Origin of the sequence: Rhizomicrobium electricum, assembly GCF_011762045.1 — a bacterium.
Taxonomy (GTDB): Bacteria; Pseudomonadota; Alphaproteobacteria; order Micropepsales; family Micropepsaceae; genus Rhizomicrobium; species Rhizomicrobium electricum.
On sequence record NZ_JAASQS010000003.1, the window covers coordinates 133,899 to 149,916 of the forward strand.

Annotated in this window: 14 protein-coding genes; 6 read left to right on the forward strand and 8 right to left on the reverse strand. The window is 61.0% G+C overall.

Annotated elements, in window-relative coordinates:
• Positions 1–26: 26 nt before the first annotated feature.
• The 5 genes from FHS84_RS06300 to FHS84_RS06320 all read right to left on the reverse strand — a co-directional run bounded on the left by FHS84_RS06300 (position 27) and on the right by FHS84_RS06320 (position 6,083).
• Positions 27–1,259: a hypothetical protein gene (locus FHS84_RS06300; protein ID WP_166932027.1), complete on the reverse strand. Its 1,233-nt coding sequence runs from the start codon at positions 1,257–1,259 to the stop codon at positions 27–29.
• A 90-nt stretch (positions 1,260–1,349) separates the two neighbouring features.
• Positions 1,350–1,973 carry a methyltransferase domain-containing protein gene (locus FHS84_RS06305; protein WP_166932029.1) on the reverse strand — a complete coding sequence of 208 codons (624 nt, stop codon included), beginning with the start codon at positions 1,971–1,973 and terminating at the stop codon, positions 1,350–1,352.
• On the reverse strand, positions 1,970–3,064 hold the full coding sequence (locus FHS84_RS06310) for a glycosyltransferase family 4 protein (RefSeq protein WP_166932031.1): 1,095 nt from the start codon (positions 3,062–3,064) through the stop codon (positions 1,970–1,972). The genes FHS84_RS06305 and FHS84_RS06310 overlap by 4 nt, the downstream gene beginning before the upstream one ends.
• A gap of 1 nt (position 3,065) precedes the next feature.
• On the reverse strand, positions 3,066–3,824 hold the full coding sequence (locus FHS84_RS06315; protein WP_166932032.1) for a WecB/TagA/CpsF family glycosyltransferase: 759 nt from the start codon (positions 3,822–3,824) through the stop codon (positions 3,066–3,068).
• 234 nt (positions 3,825–4,058) lie between these two features.
• Complete coding sequence (locus FHS84_RS06320) at positions 4,059–6,083, reverse strand: GumC family protein (RefSeq protein WP_166932034.1); 2,025 nt, start codon at positions 6,081–6,083, stop codon at positions 4,059–4,061.
• Positions 6,084–6,301: 218 nt separating this feature from the next.
• Between FHS84_RS06320 and FHS84_RS06325 the strand changes: the two genes are divergently transcribed.
• The 3 genes from FHS84_RS06325 to FHS84_RS06335 all read left to right on the forward strand — a co-directional run bounded on the left by FHS84_RS06325 (position 6,302) and on the right by FHS84_RS06335 (position 9,149).
• Positions 6,302–7,261, forward strand: a complete 960-nt coding sequence (locus tag FHS84_RS06325) for a GNAT family N-acetyltransferase (protein ID WP_166932036.1) — start codon at positions 6,302–6,304, stop codon at positions 7,259–7,261.
• Positions 7,258–8,187, forward strand: a complete 930-nt coding sequence (locus FHS84_RS06330; protein WP_166932038.1) for a proline dehydrogenase — start codon at positions 7,258–7,260, stop codon at positions 8,185–8,187. Before FHS84_RS06325 ends, FHS84_RS06330 begins: the two co-directional genes overlap by 4 nt.
• A 152-nt stretch (positions 8,188–8,339) precedes the next feature.
• Positions 8,340–9,149, forward strand: coding sequence for a response regulator transcription factor (locus tag FHS84_RS06335; protein ID WP_166932040.1), 810 nt, complete (start codon positions 8,340–8,342; stop codon positions 9,147–9,149).
• Here the strand turns inward: FHS84_RS06335 and FHS84_RS06340 are convergent.
• Together FHS84_RS06340 and FHS84_RS06345 are read right to left on the reverse strand one after the other, a co-directional pair.
• The gene (locus FHS84_RS06340) at positions 9,069–9,689 is read right to left on the reverse strand and encodes a LuxR C-terminal-related transcriptional regulator (RefSeq protein WP_166932042.1); all 621 of its coding nucleotides are present in this window, start codon (positions 9,687–9,689) and stop codon (positions 9,069–9,071) included. The two genes, FHS84_RS06335 and FHS84_RS06340, sit on opposite strands and share 81 nt — an antisense overlap.
• Before the next feature lie 65 nt (positions 9,690–9,754).
• Positions 9,755–12,118 (reverse strand): hybrid sensor histidine kinase/response regulator, encoded by a 2,364-nt coding sequence (locus FHS84_RS06345; protein WP_166932043.1) that lies wholly within the window; start codon positions 12,116–12,118, stop codon positions 9,755–9,757.
• 421 nt (positions 12,119–12,539) lie between these two features.
• On the opposite strand from FHS84_RS06345, the gene FHS84_RS06350 reads away from it, so the two are divergent.
• From FHS84_RS06350 to FHS84_RS06360, 3 genes are all read left to right on the forward strand, one after another.
• Positions 12,540–14,423 carry a methyl-accepting chemotaxis protein gene (locus tag FHS84_RS06350; RefSeq protein ID WP_166932044.1) on the forward strand — a complete coding sequence of 628 codons (1,884 nt, stop codon included), beginning with the start codon at positions 12,540–12,542 and terminating at the stop codon, positions 14,421–14,423.
• 92 nt (positions 14,424–14,515) lie between these two features.
• Entirely contained in the window at positions 14,516–14,971 is a 456-nt protein-coding gene (locus FHS84_RS06355; RefSeq protein WP_166932045.1) for a chemotaxis protein CheW, read from the forward strand.
• A 41-nt stretch (positions 14,972–15,012) separates the two neighbouring features.
• Positions 15,013–15,501: a PAS domain-containing protein gene (locus FHS84_RS06360; protein WP_166932048.1), complete on the forward strand. Its 489-nt coding sequence runs from the start codon at positions 15,013–15,015 to the stop codon at positions 15,499–15,501.
• A gap of 8 nt (positions 15,502–15,509) precedes the next feature.
• Here the strand turns inward: FHS84_RS06360 and FHS84_RS06365 are convergent, their stop codons facing one another.
• The gene (locus FHS84_RS06365) at positions 15,510–15,998 is read right to left on the reverse strand and encodes a polysaccharide biosynthesis/export family protein (protein WP_208393733.1); all 489 of its coding nucleotides are present in this window, start codon (positions 15,996–15,998) and stop codon (positions 15,510–15,512) included.
• Between the last annotated feature and the right edge of the window lie 20 nt (positions 15,999–16,018).

A 16,018-nucleotide genomic window follows, 5' to 3' on the forward strand; every position in this document is an offset into this window, starting at 1 on the left:
GGCTGCATGTCTTTCGATCGCCTTGCTCATGGAGCGCTACCGGCCGGCATCACGGCACCTGGGGCATATGCCTCAGCCTCCCCGCGTACGCGGGCCAGCGTTGCAACGCCATATCCCAGAACGCACGCGGTCTTGATCGACATCGGCGCATAGCCGAAGACCAATGCTACCATGAGATACAAGAAGATCGAGACGGCGACCGGCGACTGGTCACCCTCCCCCGAGAACAGACCTGCGGCCAGGAGCGGGTACAAACAAAATCCGATCAAGCCAGCATTGGCTATCAAATAGACGATACCGCTGTCGGCGACCTTGGTGTCGTCGACACCGCCGAGCAGCACATTAAGCGGAAGTGCATTCATCAGCGGCTCGGCCGTCACACCTAAACGCAAGCCGAGATCGCCAGGCATCGCCTGGACCACGAAATAGAGCACCATCACGGCCATCAGCAGGCCGTAGGGCACGGCGATCAGCCAGCGCAATCGTGCCCGCCCTGCAATGTTGCGCAGAGCGACGGCGGCAAGGATCAGGAATACGGCGACACGGGTGTCGGACAACAGTGCCAAGCCCAGACAGCACAGGATCATGATGACCCGATGGCGGGTAGCGATCCGCGGTGCGTGCAGAAACAGGATCGCACAGATGATGCCGAAATAGCCGAGCGACAGCGGCTCCAGGAACAACGATCCGGCGCGATGCGCCACGCCAAAAAAGCTGCCGGTATAGCGCGTGGCACCAAGATAGATGTCGGTCGACGCCGCAATCGACGCATCGGGTGCGGTGACCGCCGCCACCCAATCGCGGGTGAAGTAGAAGTACTTCCGCGGATTGAGGACGTCCGCATAGAGATCGGGGAATACCAACTCGACCACGGCCGTTATCAGCAAGGCGATAACGAGAATGGCCACGAAGTGGGGCGAAAAGCGTCTGGCAGATGCCCCCAACACCAAGAACAGCGGCAGCATGGCGGAATCATAGAGAAAACGCGCGTTGAAACTGCCCGTCACAACGAACTTCAAGAGCGTACAACAGAGGAACAGACAGCCTGCCACTACGAACGTGCGCGAAAGAGACGGACGACGGACGGCAATGATTGCTATGGCCGCGAGCGTGATCACGAGCTGGACGGCCGCCACCACCTGGGCATTGAGCGTGAACAGGAAGTTGTTCGCCAGCGCCAGAACGGGGTTTTCCAGGATCGCAGCAACGATCACGGCATGGATCGCACCGTCGCCCTGAGGGGCGCGGTTGTCCGCCATCGTCTCGTCCTGCCAGCCGGTCACCGCAAATGCCTATAGGAACCCGCGGGACGGTCGCACGGCGCGCCTTAACGCCCGTTTACCAAGAGGCTAAACCCGGACGGCTATGAGGGACTTGGTGAAGCCGAAAAACCGTTCCTTAATGATTTGGGCATCGGGGAACAGCGCCCGCATCTCCGCTTCGGTCAGAAGATCGATTTCCGCAATCAGTGCGTCCACTTTGTCCTGGCTCGGACGGTCGATCAGACCCCACGGCGTACACCAGCGGATCAGGCGCCGCTGCCAACGCTTGGGCAGCCAATGCACGAAGGCTCCAACCGTGTGGGGATCGAAGAAGAACCACTTGTACGGGGTCTGGACGTAATAGCGCGGCGCAACGCGGCGGATTTCGGCGGCAAACTTCTTGCGGGCGTTCGCGTCGCCGACATGCTCGATCACCGAGTTCGAATAACACACCGCAAAACTGTTGTCGTCATACGGCAGCCGCTCGCCGTTAGTCCGCACATAGTGGAAGCGGCCATCCTCGTAGCTGTCGAATTCGATGTTGGTAATGGTGACGTCGGGCCGCTTGTCGATCAAAGTCCAGTTGCACTTGCGCCCACCGACATCGATGATCCGCATCTCATTGCCCACGCCGAACATTTTGGCGAAACGGCGCATCCGGCTGCCGCGGAACAGAACCTGAAGCGGAATGATGATCTGATAGATGGTCATGATACGCTGGCCTGGACGGACGGATGAGTGGACACGGAAGACCCGTGGGCTGACAGGGCGGCGAAGCGCTCACGATAGCGGCGCTCCAGACCCGCCCAGTGAAATTTCTGCCGCATGACGGCGCCACCGCGCGGAAGTGCGGACCAGTCGATCGAGGCGATCCTGTCGGCAGCCGCTTCGGCATCCTGACCTTCGACCAACGAAATCACCGGCGCATCGGCCGCGAGTTCGCGCGTCCCCGGCAAAGCCGAACATACAGGCGCCACACCGCACAAAAGCGCTTCGATCACCGTCAAAGGATAGGCGTCCTGCAAAGAGAGGTTCACGAGCACATCCTGCCGCCGGAACAGATCGAGAAAGGCGTCTTGCGGCAATGCATCTATCAATACGACGGGCAACTTCCGCTGCTCGACGATCGCGGTGAGTTGAGCGCGAACCTCTGTGCTCGCCTGCCCGATGATGGTGCCTTCGATGGCAATGCCGCGACGGCGCAGCGTCTCGCAAACCTCAAGGAACGCGAAGCTGCCCTTTTCGACCGAAAGGCGGGCGACATGGACGAGCTTCAACGGCATTCCTGGCGCGTGTGCAGCGCTTTCGTGTTCCAGAAGGGATTTCGGCAGAAAAGTCCCCATCGCAGTACAGCGCCGGGTCACAGACGCGGGAAACTGCAGCACCTGCGGCTGGGTCTCGTGCAGCGTGAAAATCGCATCGGCCAAGCACAGGATGCGATTGGTCAGCGTCCGCAACACCGTCGAACGCATTGCCCGCCAAGTCGTCCCCAGGTGAGGGGTTACGACCGCGGTCTTGCCCAGCACTTTCGCCAAGACGAGATAGGCGAGATCGAACGCACTGCCGTAATGGATCCAGATCACATCGTGCGATCGCGCCTGCCGCACGAACCGCCCCATCGCCCGGAGCCAGTCCCGTACTCCGACGCCCTCATAGCCTGGCGTATCGGTAAAGACGTGAGAGTCGATGTGCAGGCAGTCGCGGGCCCGCGAAATGAAGGCCTCGAGGCCGCCGCAGGCGCGGGAATGGCCCCCCGCGATGAGGATCCGATGGTTTTGAACGGAAACGGGAGCGGTCGACATGCTAGGCAGACAATCGATCTTCGTTGGTTTCCAAGGGTTCGGTGGGAAGTCTGACGACAAACAGATCGAGCATGACCGCCCAGATCGCATACCAGGATTCGACGAAATACCGGCGGAACAGGCGCACCGGTTCCGAAGCCACGCGCCAAGCCCATTCCAGGCCGCAGCGCTGCATCCACACCGGCGCACGCCGGCGCAGACCGACGTAGAAATCGAGGCTGGCGCCGATCGCCAGCGCATAGACATCGCCCATGCAATTGCGATGTTCGTGAATCCAGGTTTCGGATTTGGGGGCGCCCAACCCGAATAGCACGTGGGTCGCACGATGATCGCGGATCGCTTTGGCGAGCGCTGCGGAGGCCGCGGGATCACTTTCGAATCCGAACGCCGGACATGCCGCGCCGATCGCGTCGCCGCGGAATCCGTTGCTCGTCAGCTTGTCGCGCAACCGTTCCGCCGTTTCGAGACTGCCGACCACGAAGAATGGGCGGCACCAGGGCGGCAAGCGCCCCAGCAGAGCAACCGTCAGATCGGCGCCGGTGACGCGCTCCGGCACACAGCCATCGCGCAGCCGGGTATAGAGGTAAACAGGCATTCCATCCGCCGTGGCCACCCAGGCATGTTCGTATGCAGCCCGGAAGCGGGCGTTACGGACCAAGTTCGAGATGTGGTCGACGTTTGCGGTCACCAGGAGCCGCGCCCCCTCGCCCGCCGGAATGCGCTCGAACATCATGCGCTGGACGATCTGCTCGCCGGTCATTGGCGAAAAAAGAATGCCGAAGACAGCGTTCCCCTCTGGGACAACGGATCTGGGTAAGACGAACTGATCAACCATATATGCCTCGACGCCTGCACCAATGCGGAACAGCGATCGAGGAAGAATGACCGTTGGTGCCGCTTAAACGGCCGGATTCATTCCAAAATGGAACGTTCCGGACGCCTTACGCGGGTACGGTGCAAATAGTCTGCTAGGTTTGCCGGGATGACCGAATGGTCATGGAGCGTGGGTGAGGACGGTTAAGGCCGCCCCAGGAAGCTGCGGCGCCAGCGCCGGCCGGCGTGCATCGACTGCGACAAGCACGACATCTCCCATGGCGAGAACGGCGCGAGCCGAGAGATCGGACAGCGGCGGCGCGGCGATCACAACCAGCTCCATGCTCGTTTTGAGGTTAGCCACGAGACGGTTCAGGACGTCCGGAGACAGTGCGGTGGTGTAGCCGGGCATCGGTGATGCCATGACCAGCGCCGTCGACAGGGAATCCGGATTGATGAACTCTTCGATGGCGCCATGCCCTGCCGAAGCACCGGACCAGCCTGCAACGCCGACCGCGCCCGCCAGATGGCTGTGGGGCCGGTTGGCGTCGATCACGATGACCTTAATGCCGGAACGCGCCGCCGTACGCGCCAGGGCCAGTGCAAGGGTGGTCCTGCCGGAGCCGGGGGCCGCTGCGGTGACGACAATCGTGGCTGGAGGGGAAACGCGTGCGAGGATGCCGGAAAGTAGCCGTGATGTGGCCGCCGCGAAGGGCGACTGGGGATTGGTCATCACCAGATCGGCAGCCCGGAGCCTCGCCCCCATCTCCGGCAGCACGGCGGCCGCTTGAGGCGCGAAATCACCAGCACCGGATGGATAGCGCTGTGTACCGGTCTCGGACGTCTGGGCGCCGCGTTCGGCCATAAGCGCCAGGGCCAAGCCAAGCAGAAGCCCCGCGGGAATGGCGCTGAGAACCGCAAGCAGCTTGGTCTGTGGCCCGAACGTCTCGTTCACTTCCGAGGCGGAAATGACAAAAGCATCCGGTCTCAGGATGCCCTGCTGGTTTTCGGTCTGGCTGTATTGCATCAGGAACGCCTGATACAGCGACCGGGCCGATGCCGCTGCCGATTGCAGCGCGGTCAACTCCACAGCCTCCTGGTTCTTCCTGGCGTTCTGATCTTCGATCTGGCGGATCGTGCTTTCGAGCGAGGCGACATGGGCGCGCGAGGTTTCCGCCTCATTGCGAACGGACTCGGCGATCCGCGACGCTTCTTCCGAAATCTTGGTATCGATGTCGGCGCGCTGGGCCGTGAGTTCCTTCATTTTGGGATGGTTGGGACCATACCGGGTCGCCAAATCCGCCATTTCGTGGTTGATCTCGGACTGGCGGGTCCGCAGGCTGGAGATCAGCGGCGAGGCCACGACTTGCGGCGCCGTCGCAAGCTGACGGCCGGCAATCAGATCTTCCGTGCGCTTGGCCTTCGAAGACTTGTCGCCATACTCCGCGCGCGCCAGAGCGAGCTGACTGTTCAGATCCGCGATCTGCTTTTCGAGCGCCGAAGTTCCGTCGGCGGCGATGGTGATGTTGTGCTCGGCCTTGTATTTCTGGACAGCCGCTTCGGCTTCCTTGACCTGCCGGGCCAAATCCGTGACGCGCTGGGTAAGCCATCGCCTCGCCTGATCGGAGGCCGCGGACTTCGTACTGAGCTGATCGACGACGTACAATTCCGCAATTCCGGCCGAAATCGCCGTTGCCTTTCGCCGATCCGCCGACGTCAAGGTAATGCGGATAGAGCTTGAAAATCCGGCTTGCGCCACTTTCAAGCGCTTCCGCAGCCGGTCGATCGCGACTTCGCGCGGGTCGCCGTCGGTGCCGAACAACCGGCCGGCCAATCCGGGATTGGCAAATTCCGGATCTCTCTCGAGGTGGAAGCGATCCACCACCTTCCCGGCAAAACGGTGCGAGGTGAGGATCTCGATCTGATTCAGGATCGAGGGCTGATCTGCCGGCAGGTTGGACAAAACCCCTGTCGCATTCTCGACGGTCGACTTGCGCGGGTCGAGCATCACCTCCGAGGTGGCGGCGAATTGCGGCCGCACCTGCAAGACGTAAAGCACCGCCAGGAGAGCGACGATCAGTGTGGTTACGGTGATGAGGTGCGCGCGGCGCCGCGCAATGTCCCAAATCTCACGCAGCCGGAATTCGCGGCTGGGCCGCGAGCGGGCGTTAGGCTGAGAACTGTAAGCGGGCGCGCGGGCGTTCATGTTTCCGACTTGGCACAGTCCGCTCCCCGCCTCTTCGGGAATACGGCCGTCGCATTCTGTCCGGCCCGCCTCACTATTGGGTTAATTACGCGAAAAGGTTGATGAAATCCCGTGAGACACCGATTGGTGAAGGACCGTTAACGACTTCCCCCGCTCTGGCCGGCCAATTGCACTACCGGGAATACGTATCAATCGTGGACAGGGCGGCTCCCGAGGTCATGAACTTCTTTGCGTCATCCGGATTTCTCGATGCGACAGCAGCGGTCTATTTCAAGGACCGACCGGCGACCATCGAGAACGTGCGCATCGGCGACGACGTGCTCCGGCTCTTGGTCGTCGACGGCAAGAAGATCATTACCCGCCTGTTATTCCTCGATTATCACGAACCATTGGCGGCCGGTGAAATCGCCGGACCGGTGCGGTCAGGCCTGTTTGCCGACCGCGTCAGCCGCGGCGTCATCGACGTCGACGACAGGAGCGATCAGGAGTTGGCGCCGTTCGTCGATTGGAGCCGGTTCAACGGCTTCGATCACTATTACGACCGGCTGCTGCAGCGCCATCATGGGCTGATGCGCGATCGCGAGCGCCGCGGACGGGCGCTTGTGTCCCGTTTTGGCAATCTCACCTTTACGCTGGACGACCGGTCGGAAGACGTACTGCCGCTGGTTCGGCAGTGGAAAGGCGGCCAGCTTCGTTCAATCGGCCTACCCGACTTCTTCACCGACCCGCGGACCTTGGCGTTTTTCGATCACCTGCAGCAGCGCGGGCTCCTGACGACCTCGACCCTGCGGGCGGGCGGACGCCTGGTATCGGCATGGATCGGCTTCATCCACCAGGGTGCTTGGTCCGGCTGGATCTTCACCTACGACCCGGCTCTGAAGAAATACTCTCCGGGGCACCAACTCCTGGTCCGCATGCTCGATGCCAGTTACCAGCTTGGACATCGCGAATTCGATTTTTCCATCGGCGCTCAAGACTACAAACTTCTGTACGCATCGCATGGGCGGGTGCTTGCCAAAATCGGTAACCCCTCGGCCGTTCGCGCCACCATGATGTTCGCGCGGGATGCGCTGCTGCAACGTAGGCCAGACTTGTTCGCCGCGGCGTTGCGCGGGAAATGGGCGCTGCAAGCCGCAAAACGACGTCTGTCCTTAGCCATCGCGATGAGGCAATCGTGACCGACACCACCGCATCCTACTCGACGGAACCACCGAATGTCGCCTCACGGACCCTGAAGCGGCGCATCGGCGAAATCGCATCATCCGCTCTGATGCCGATCATCCGCACGGCCGCACGCCCATTTCTTGGCGGGGAAACCGTTGAAGATGCATTGTGCGCGGCCACGCGACTGAATGCCGAAGGTGCAGCGACCGCGTTCAGCTATTGGGATGGCGGCTGCGAAACCCTCGCCCAGATCGAAGATCTCGGGCAGGTAGCAATCGCCGCGTTGGCCGATAAAGCTCCCGCCAGCTATTTGTCTCTCAAGCCGCCGGCGTTGCGGTTCTCCAAGGACGCCGCTCGCAGACTGGCATCGGTGGCAGCGGCACATCGAGTACGCCTGCACTTCGACTCTCATGGCGCCGCTGTGGCCGACCGGCATAACGCCATGCTGGACGCGATGTTGGAGGTGCTGGAGCCGGAATACCTCGGTACCACGCTACCCGGACGGCTGGCGCGTACGCGCGACGATGCCGAATGGGCGATTGCGCGCGGTCTCAACGTGCGCGTGGTCAAAGGCGAGTGGCCCGATCCGGCCAATCCCAATTGCGATCTCAATCCCGCGTTCCTGGATGTGATCGACCGCTTGGCCGGGCGCGCGCGTCATGTCGCCGTCGCCACACACAATCCGGCCCTCAGTCGTGAGGCAATTGAGAAGCTGCGGGCCGCCGGTACGTCTTGCGAAATCGAGGTTCTGCTCGGCTTGGCGCCGCGCCGCCTGCTCGATTGGGCAAAGGCCAACGGCGTCCGCGTGCGGGTCTACGTTCCGTACGGCAGCGGGTTCGTCATGAATGCCATTGCCGTCCTGCGCCGCAACCCGCGCATGATCTTGGCAATCACCCGCGCCCAGATCGGGCACCTTTCAAAGTCCCTTTCGCGCGGATAGCCGATTTTTGTCAGATCGCAAACGATCCTCACGAGTAAGGGAAAGTACTCACGCGCCGCTAATACTGCAGGACGGTTGCACCATCCTTTTGGAACAACCACCAGCCTCGCCCAGGCGAGTAAATAGGTGCCGGGTTTTTCAGGACTGGCGGCATGTATCGGCACCTCGGCGATAACTCCGGAACTTTCCACGACATCATCAAACTTGGTGAGAGCACACGCGGCATCGCCGAGTCTGCCGCGACACCAGCGGTATGCGTGATCGGCTGTGATGACCGGACACGGAACCTCATCATGATCCTGCTCGAGAAAGAGAGGATCTCGGTGCAATCGTACGAGACGGTTGCCGAATTCCGGGCTCGAAGTGAAACCCAGCCGGATTGCCTGCTCGTCGACCTCGCCGGGCTAGGAGCGGCCATGGCGGACATTCTGCGCGTGCTGGAGAAACGTAACGGCCGCACGACGCCCGTGATCGTCATTGGACCGACCAGTGTCGGCGCCGCGGTGCAATACATGAAAGCCGGCGCCTCCGACTGTCTCCCCAAGCCTCTCAACGAGACGGCGCTGATAGAGTGCGTCCGCCGCATGAGCGCTATCGGGCAAGCCAACCGCAGGAAAGCGGCGCATATTGCGGCGGCAAAAGCCAAACTGGAGTTGCTGACTGAGCGCGAAAAGCAGGTCCTTGACCTGATGATCAGCGGCCGGACCAATCAGGCCGTGGGCGACGAACTGAAGATCTCCGGCCGAACCGCGGAACATTACCGGGAACGGATCAAAACCAAATTCGAGGCCAAACACCTCGTTGAGATTCTTTACACCGCCATGATTGCCATGCAATCCGTCACGCACGAAACGGGAAACCAGCGCGAACCCGTCGCCAAATCAAACAAGGCCCGCTTTCGACGCCATTACCGCGGCATCCGCACGGCTGCGTGCACTCATTTTCCGGAACAAGCTGCGTAAGTGAAGCTTGATCGTGACCTCGGCAAGGTTGAGCTCCCGTCCGATCTCCTTGTTCGAAAGCCCCCGCCCCACTCCGCGCAGCACTTCCAGCTCGCGTTGGCTCAAAAGCGCAAACCAACCTGAATTCTCATCGGCCGGGCTGCCTTCGAACAGCAGTTCGGCCGGGACGCTGGTGCCGCCGGCTAGGATCAGCTTCAGAGCATGCGCCAACCGTTCGCCGGTCGCGGTCTTGGGAACATAACCACGCGCGCCGGCCTCGATCGCCGCCTTGATTTCGACAGGTTGGGCCGACCCGGAAATGATCGCGATGGGCGTGCCGGGCACCTTGCTGACAAGTTCGGAAACTGCAGCGACCGACATGCCGGGCATCTTGTAGTCGATCAGGAAGAGGTCAAAGGGGGCCGCAGACTCGCGCAAGGCGGCGTACAATTCATCGACCGAGGCTACTTCAACGATCTGCGCGTCCGCAAAAATGCGGGAGATCTGAATAGCCACCGCCTCACGATATAAGGGGTGATCGTCCGCGACGAGAATTTTCATGTGATTGCATTAACCCTAGCCTGTACCGTACCTGATTTGAACAGATCAGGCGAGCCCCCTCGCAATCACTTGGTCCGGGCCAAAACCTGCCTCAACCGTGCACTGATTTCTGCCGCACTGACGGGCTTGTAAAAAAACAGGTCGGCACCGGCCAATTGGGCCGTGTATTTGTTGGTATTAGCGCTATGGCCTGTGCAGAGCACCGTCTTGAGATCCGGCTTGATGCGCTTTGTCGCGGGGATGAGTTCCATGCCGCGCATCCCCGGCATCAGCTCGTCGGTAATCAATACATCGAACGCCTCCGGATCCTCGGTGATCGCCGCCAGGGCCTCGACCGGATCATTGACGCTCACCGCCCGATAGCCGAGCCGCTCCAACCCGATCGTGAGGGCGTCCGCGACATCGGGTTCATCATCGACCACCAGCACGCGCTCGCTCCCCTTGAGGTTCTGGTCGTCCGTGACAGACGCCGGAGCGGCCGCCTGCAAGCCCAGCGCCAGCGGAAAATAGATCGTGAAGACAGCACCCTTTCCAACCGGTGCCCGGACATGCATCACGGCCCGGTGCGATTTCACGACGCCATGCACCACCGCCAGCCCGAGCCCCGTGCCGCGATGACGGCCTTTGGTCGTAAAGAAGGGCTCGAAGATGCGGTCGAGAAGGCCGGCCTCGATGCCCGGACCATCATCAGCGACGCGCAACAGGCAATATTGGCGATCATGCTCAAAATCGCCGACCAACCGCTCGTCCGGCCCCGGCGGACCTTTGTGCAAGCGCTCAATTTCGGCGCTATCGGCGAGTGCAGCAGAGATGACCACGTGCCCGCCCATCCCCTCAAGGGCGTCACGGGCGTTCTTGCCCAGATTGGTGATGAGCTGCCCGATCTGCACGGCATTGCCCTTCACTATCAGAGGACACGGCGGCTTGTGCATGACGAATTGCACGTCTGTGCTCGCCAGATCGCCAAGAGCCTCTTGCCCCTGCTCCAACAAATCGTTGAGATTTATATTTGTAAAATCGACAGCCTGCGTATTGGCGAAGGCCAGCGTCTGCTCGACAAGCTGGCTACCGCGCCGGGCTGCCCGCAGAATGCGCAAAGCATGGTTTTGGCTTGGCGACCCCGCAGGCAGGTCTTCCGCTAAAAATCCTGCAAATCCCAGGATCGAGCCGAGGATGTTATTGAAATCGTGCGCCACGCCCCCGGCGAGTTGGCCGATGGCTTCCATCTTGCTGGCTTGCTGCAACCGGGCTTCAAGGCGCCGGCGTTCGGCCAAGGCGGAATTGCGCTCGGTAACGTCGCTCATGCTGGTCAGGATTTCTCCGCCCGGAACACGAAGCCGGCTGATTTCGAGTTCACGGCCAGCCCGCGCGAGGGTGTGGACGTCTTGGTCGGCGAGAAGGGGCTCGTCGGGCGCCGGGAATTCCGCGCCGTCATTGCTGCCAAATTCGCGCGCCAGATCGACGGCGGCACGGTTGGAATAGCGGATCTCGCCAATTGGACTGGAAACGTAGACGCCGATCCCAATCAGATCGAGGGTCCTAAGCATCTGGTCGGCCCGTATCGCGGTGGACTGGATAGCCACAACATTGGCCAGACTACGCCCAAAAGCGATCTCGTCCTCCGTCCAGTGGTGAACCCCGCCGTACGCAAAGACGAGCATGGGAAGTCCGCGGTCATATCCCATCGGCGCGGCCGTCAGCGCGGCACAGATACCGAGGCGACGATGCAATTCCTGCCGCGCCACATGGAGCGGCGACTTGGCGACATCCTCGCTGCAGACATACTGCTGCCGTTCCAGCAGTTCTTTGTAACCGGGCGATGTATCCATCTGGATGTCGGGCACCGAGAAATGCACACCCTTGCGGATATCCCAGACATCGATCACCTTGACGGTAGCCAATCCGTTAACTGCTGACGCCTTGATAACGGCGCACATATCAGCTTGGAGTGCCTCGGCCCCCAATTCCGTCACCCGGTGGATCCGCTCCACGATCGGCTTTTCGGATTGCAGCCCTTCGCGCACGGCGTCGGTCAGCGCGTTTTGGAACTTCCGCGCGTCGCGATTGCGGGCTTCGATGTACTGCGTCAGTTCCAGGCGATGCAGCAAGACACCCGTGACGACGGCGATCTCTAGGATCGCAAATGCCCGGTTTATCCACGTTCCAAGGACGGTGATCCCTGCATCAATCCCAACTATCGCGCCGGACAAGACTAGGATGCTGGCCAGCGCCGCGCTGGCAATGACAGCACGCGTGCCAAATCGCGAAGACAGAGCGATCACGGCGCCGTAGCCGAGTCCGTCCATGTACCCGCGCGGCAGGGACGTATCGCACACAAACATGGCAATGAAGCCGGCGGCCAGAAATGCGCCGACCGCGATGTCCATCGCACGCACTCGTGTGGCGCTTCCTTGCCGGCTTGCGATCATGGACCAGCCTCCTGGCGCGCGACTCATATCCCGTCCGTCGCCTAATAGTGCCATGATCCGCCCTCCGCGCCACCGGTGCGTGTACCGCCTCGGAAGCCGAAGCTCCCGCGGAAAGCCAGCAACGCACCGCCTCGCTGCAAACGGTCGAGACCTTCTGCCAAAGGTCGACCGCTGCCCCCGACAGGTTGGCACACAACTGGGCCTAGAACTCCATCTCGCCCGACGCCGAACATACGAAAGTATGTAGCGCGATATACGACTGAACAGAGGCGCCATACGACAGCACGGCTATATCCGCGGGTTCCTTTACTCAAGCTTGAGGCGCCTACCGCACCCTGCCAGCACGCAACAGATGGTGATCGCTGACGCCGAATGGTCCTGTATATCGGACGGCGGACGGAGCGGTCGGAGGAGCAATCGCGTGTTTGTCGGAATCAAAGACCTGTCCGTCAGTAAGAAAGTAATCGGCGCATTTGCGCTCGTTCTCATCGCAACGATCGGGCTTGGATTCTTCTCGGTCGGGCGACTGAGCCTGGTCAACCAAAAAGCGGCCGATATTCGCGACAACTGGCTTCCGGCCACGCGCGAACTCGGAGAAATAAAATACATCACCATGCGATATCGTCAGCGCCAGGCGGTCTACTTGATGCTCACTTCCGACACGGAGCGGGAGAAGGAACGCTCCAATATGGCTGCCCTTAGAACCGAGTTCGACGAAGCCTACAAGAAATACGAAGCCACGATCGACACCGATGAGGAGCGCGAGATCGCAAAAGCGATCAATGCCGCCTGGCAAAGCTATCTCGCACGGGAAACATCCTTGTTCGGAGACCAGCAGAGCAAGGGATCGGCCGCAGCGTTCGAAGACTACAAGACGACATCCAAGGATCTCTTCGACGTAGTCCGCAATGCCATTGCAACCGACATAAAATTCAACGCCGAGCATGGCGCTACGGCAGCCGCCGACGCGCAAAAGACCTTCAAGCAAGCGCAGGTTCTGATCTACGGCGCTCTTGCAATCGCCCTGGCGCTTGGTCTCGGTTGCGGTTTTGCTCTGATCCGGTCGGTTTCCAAGCCGCTATCCAATATGACCGATGCTATGGGCGAATTGGCGAACGGCAATCTCGATGCCCATGTCCCGCATGCCGACCAGCACGACGAAATCGGTCAACTTGCCGGCGCAATGACCGCGTTCAAAAACCAGCTGGCAGCCGCCGAACGGTCCAAGGCCGAACAGACCAAGGTTATCGTCTCGAGCATCGGCAAAGGACTTGACCAGCTCGCCCAAGGCGACTTGACCCACCGCATCTCGACCGATCTCACCGGCCCCTTCGCGAAGCTAAAGGAAGACTTCAATAACGCGATGGAGCACCTCGAACATACGATGCAGAACGTGTTGTCGAGCACGTCGCAGATTGCAACGGGCGCCGGCGAGGTTTCGCAGGCCGCGGACGATCTGGCGCATCGCACCGAGAAGCAGGCAGCGAGTCTGGAAGAGACCGCCGCAGCCCTTGAGGAGATCACTGCGACCGTGAAAAAAACGGCGCAGAACGCGCGCGACGCCAGCGCTACCGTAGCCGAAGCGAAAAAGGCCGCGGAGGAAGGCGGCCGCGTCGTCGATACGGCGGTGAAGGCGATGGATGCGATAGCCGACTCCTCCAAGCAGATCACGGACATCATCAGCGTCATCGACGAAATCGCCTTCCAGACCAATCTCCTGGCGCTCAATGCCGGCGTAGAAGCGGCGCGCGCCGGTGAAGCAGGCCGAGGGTTTGCCGTCGTTGCCAGCGAAGTGCGTGCACTGGCGCAGCGATCAAGCGAAGCGGCAAAGCAAATCAAGATGCTGATAGGAACCTCCGGCGAGCACGTCGGAACCGGCGTGAAGCTGGTGGGCGAATCCGGCCGGGCATTGCGGCACATCATCGACCAAGTGCTGCACATCAACGCACTCGTCACCGAAATGACAAACGCGAGCGAACAGCAATCCGCAGGTCTGGAGCAGGTCAATAGCGCGGTGGGGCAGATGGACCAAGTTACGCAGCAGAACGCGGCCATGGTCGAGGAAAGTACTGCAGCCTCGCGCAGTCTTGCGGGAGAAACCCATAAGCTGAATGAAATTGTCTCCTTCTTTGAAGTGCGGCAAGCCGACCATTCCAACAAATCCGTACACCCCGTCGAACGCTTTGTGACGAAAGCGAACGCTCGCAATCCTTTACCACAGAGGACCTCCTCCCCTCGTCCGGCGCCCCGCGCAACCGCGATGGCTGCCGTGCAGACCGCCGACGAAGATTGGGCTGAGTTCTGATAGCCCAATGCAGCGCATCCGGTTCCCCCCCCTACTCAGCCGGGTGCGCTGCCCCTTCTTCGTCTCGGACGCACAACACAATGGAGCGAGCCATGAGCGCACCAATGCAAACAACAACCAAAGGTGTCGGACAGTACATCATGCTCCGTGCCTACGATCAGGACTTCGCCACGGATATTATGATGGTTCGGGAAATCCGCGGCTGGAGCAACACCACTGCAATGCCCGATACGGTCGACTACGTCCGCGGCGTCGTCAATCTGCGCGGACAGGTCCTGCCGGTCATTGATCTCAGAGCGCGGATGGGCGGCGGCCTGACGGACGTGAAAACGTCGACCGTCATTGTCGTCGTGGATACGCCGGCGCGCACCATCGGCCTCGTCGCGGATGCCGTGCTCGATATTCTCACAATCAGCGAGGACCAGATTCAGGAGGTGCCCGATGTCCTGCACCGCAATGAAAATGCGTACATCAATGGTGTCGCCGTCATCGACGGAAAGATGGTGACAATGCTCGATATCGGACAACTGGTTTCGTCGCTCCATTAGGCGCAACCGGTCACTGACACCCCTTCCAGAGGAACCGGAGAATGCCAAACGCGACCTCGCACGGTCTTCTGGAACGCATGCCGCCGTCCCAGCTCGAACATCCCGTCGTTCGGGCCGGCTGGGACTGCTGGACGCGCCTTCAAGGTGGCCGGGCGTTTCTCGCCAGAAGTGAGATCACTCCGCGCGCACTCGGCCACCTCCTGGCCAACACAACTCTGGTGAAGGTCATCCCTGAAAAAGACGATTTCGAACTCCGATTTGCCGGAGATGCAATCACGCGCGCATTCCGGGCACCGGTGCATGGCCATCGCTTGAGCGATCTGTCGCGTACGATGCCGATCATGACCGAACCGCTTCGCGGGCAGTATCGCGAGGTCGTCGATACGCGCAATCCGCAAGGCTGGCGCTACACGGCCGAAGACGATCTGGACGAAATCACCTATTCGGTTGCGGAATCCCTCGTGCTGCCGCTGAGCGGTGACGGAGACGCGGTAGACCACATTCTCGGCTTCACCGGCTTTCCCGCCTAGGGAGGTCTCTAGAACAGCCGTTCGGCAATGCGGATGATGTCGCCGGGATAGACCTTTGTGTTGGCGCTGGCGGGCAACTCTTCTTCTTTGTCGTGTCCGGCTCGCCTCACATAAACATCATTATCGTTGGCCCGGTAGGTATATCCGCCCGCCAGGGCAATGGCACCGAGCACGTTCAATCCGCTCTCGAAGGGATACTCGCCCGGCTTGTTCACTTCACCGATGATGTAGAATGGACGATAATTCAGCACTTCCACGCTGACCTTCGGGTCCTTGAGGTAGCCGTCCTGCAAGGACTTGGTGACCTCGGCGACGAACTCGTGAATGGTCAGAGTGGCAGCCTTGACCTGTCCCACCAGCGGCAGCTGCACCTGGCCGGAACCGTCGACCAGAAACTCGCCGCTCAGATCCTCTTCGCCGTAAACGGTGATCTTGAGCTTGTCGCCGGTACCCAGGCGATAATGCTCGTCCGTAATGCCCGCCGTCCCCGCAGGCATGTAGTTCGCAGGTGCAGGAC

Excerpts from the sequence above, each read along its gene's own strand:
- FHS84_RS06325 (WP_166932036.1), top strand. The coding sequence starts at position 6,302 with ATGAACTTCTTTGCGTCATCCGGATTTCTCGATGCGACAGCAGCGGTC.
- FHS84_RS06340 (WP_166932042.1), bottom strand. The coding sequence starts at position 9,689 with ATGAAAATTCTCGTCGCGGACGATCACCCCTTATATCGTGAGGCGGTG.
- FHS84_RS06320 (WP_166932034.1), bottom strand. The coding sequence starts at position 6,083 with ATGAACGCCCGCGCGCCCGCTTACAGTTCTCAGCCTAACGCCCGCTCG.
- FHS84_RS06365 (WP_208393733.1), bottom strand. The coding sequence starts at position 15,998 with ATGCCTGCGGGGACGGCGGGCATTACGGACGAGCATTATCGCCTGGGT.
- FHS84_RS06310 (WP_166932031.1), bottom strand. The coding sequence starts at position 3,064 with ATGTCGACCGCTCCCGTTTCCGTTCAAAACCATCGGATCCTCATCGCG.
- FHS84_RS06335 (WP_166932040.1), top strand. The coding sequence starts at position 8,340 with ATGTATCGGCACCTCGGCGATAACTCCGGAACTTTCCACGACATCATC.
- FHS84_RS06305 (WP_166932029.1), bottom strand. The coding sequence starts at position 1,973 with ATGACCATCTATCAGATCATCATTCCGCTTCAGGTTCTGTTCCGCGGC.
- FHS84_RS06345 (WP_166932043.1), bottom strand. The coding sequence starts at position 12,118 with ATGATCGCAAGCCGGCAAGGAAGCGCCACACGAGTGCGTGCGATGGAC.
- FHS84_RS06355 (WP_166932045.1), top strand. The coding sequence starts at position 14,516 with ATGAGCGCACCAATGCAAACAACAACCAAAGGTGTCGGACAGTACATC.
- FHS84_RS06300 (WP_166932027.1), bottom strand. The coding sequence starts at position 1,259 with ATGGCGGACAACCGCGCCCCTCAGGGCGACGGTGCGATCCATGCCGTG.
- FHS84_RS06360 (WP_166932048.1), top strand. The coding sequence starts at position 15,013 with ATGCCAAACGCGACCTCGCACGGTCTTCTGGAACGCATGCCGCCGTCC.
- FHS84_RS06315 (WP_166932032.1), bottom strand. The coding sequence starts at position 3,824 with ATGACCGGCGAGCAGATCGTCCAGCGCATGATGTTCGAGCGCATTCCG.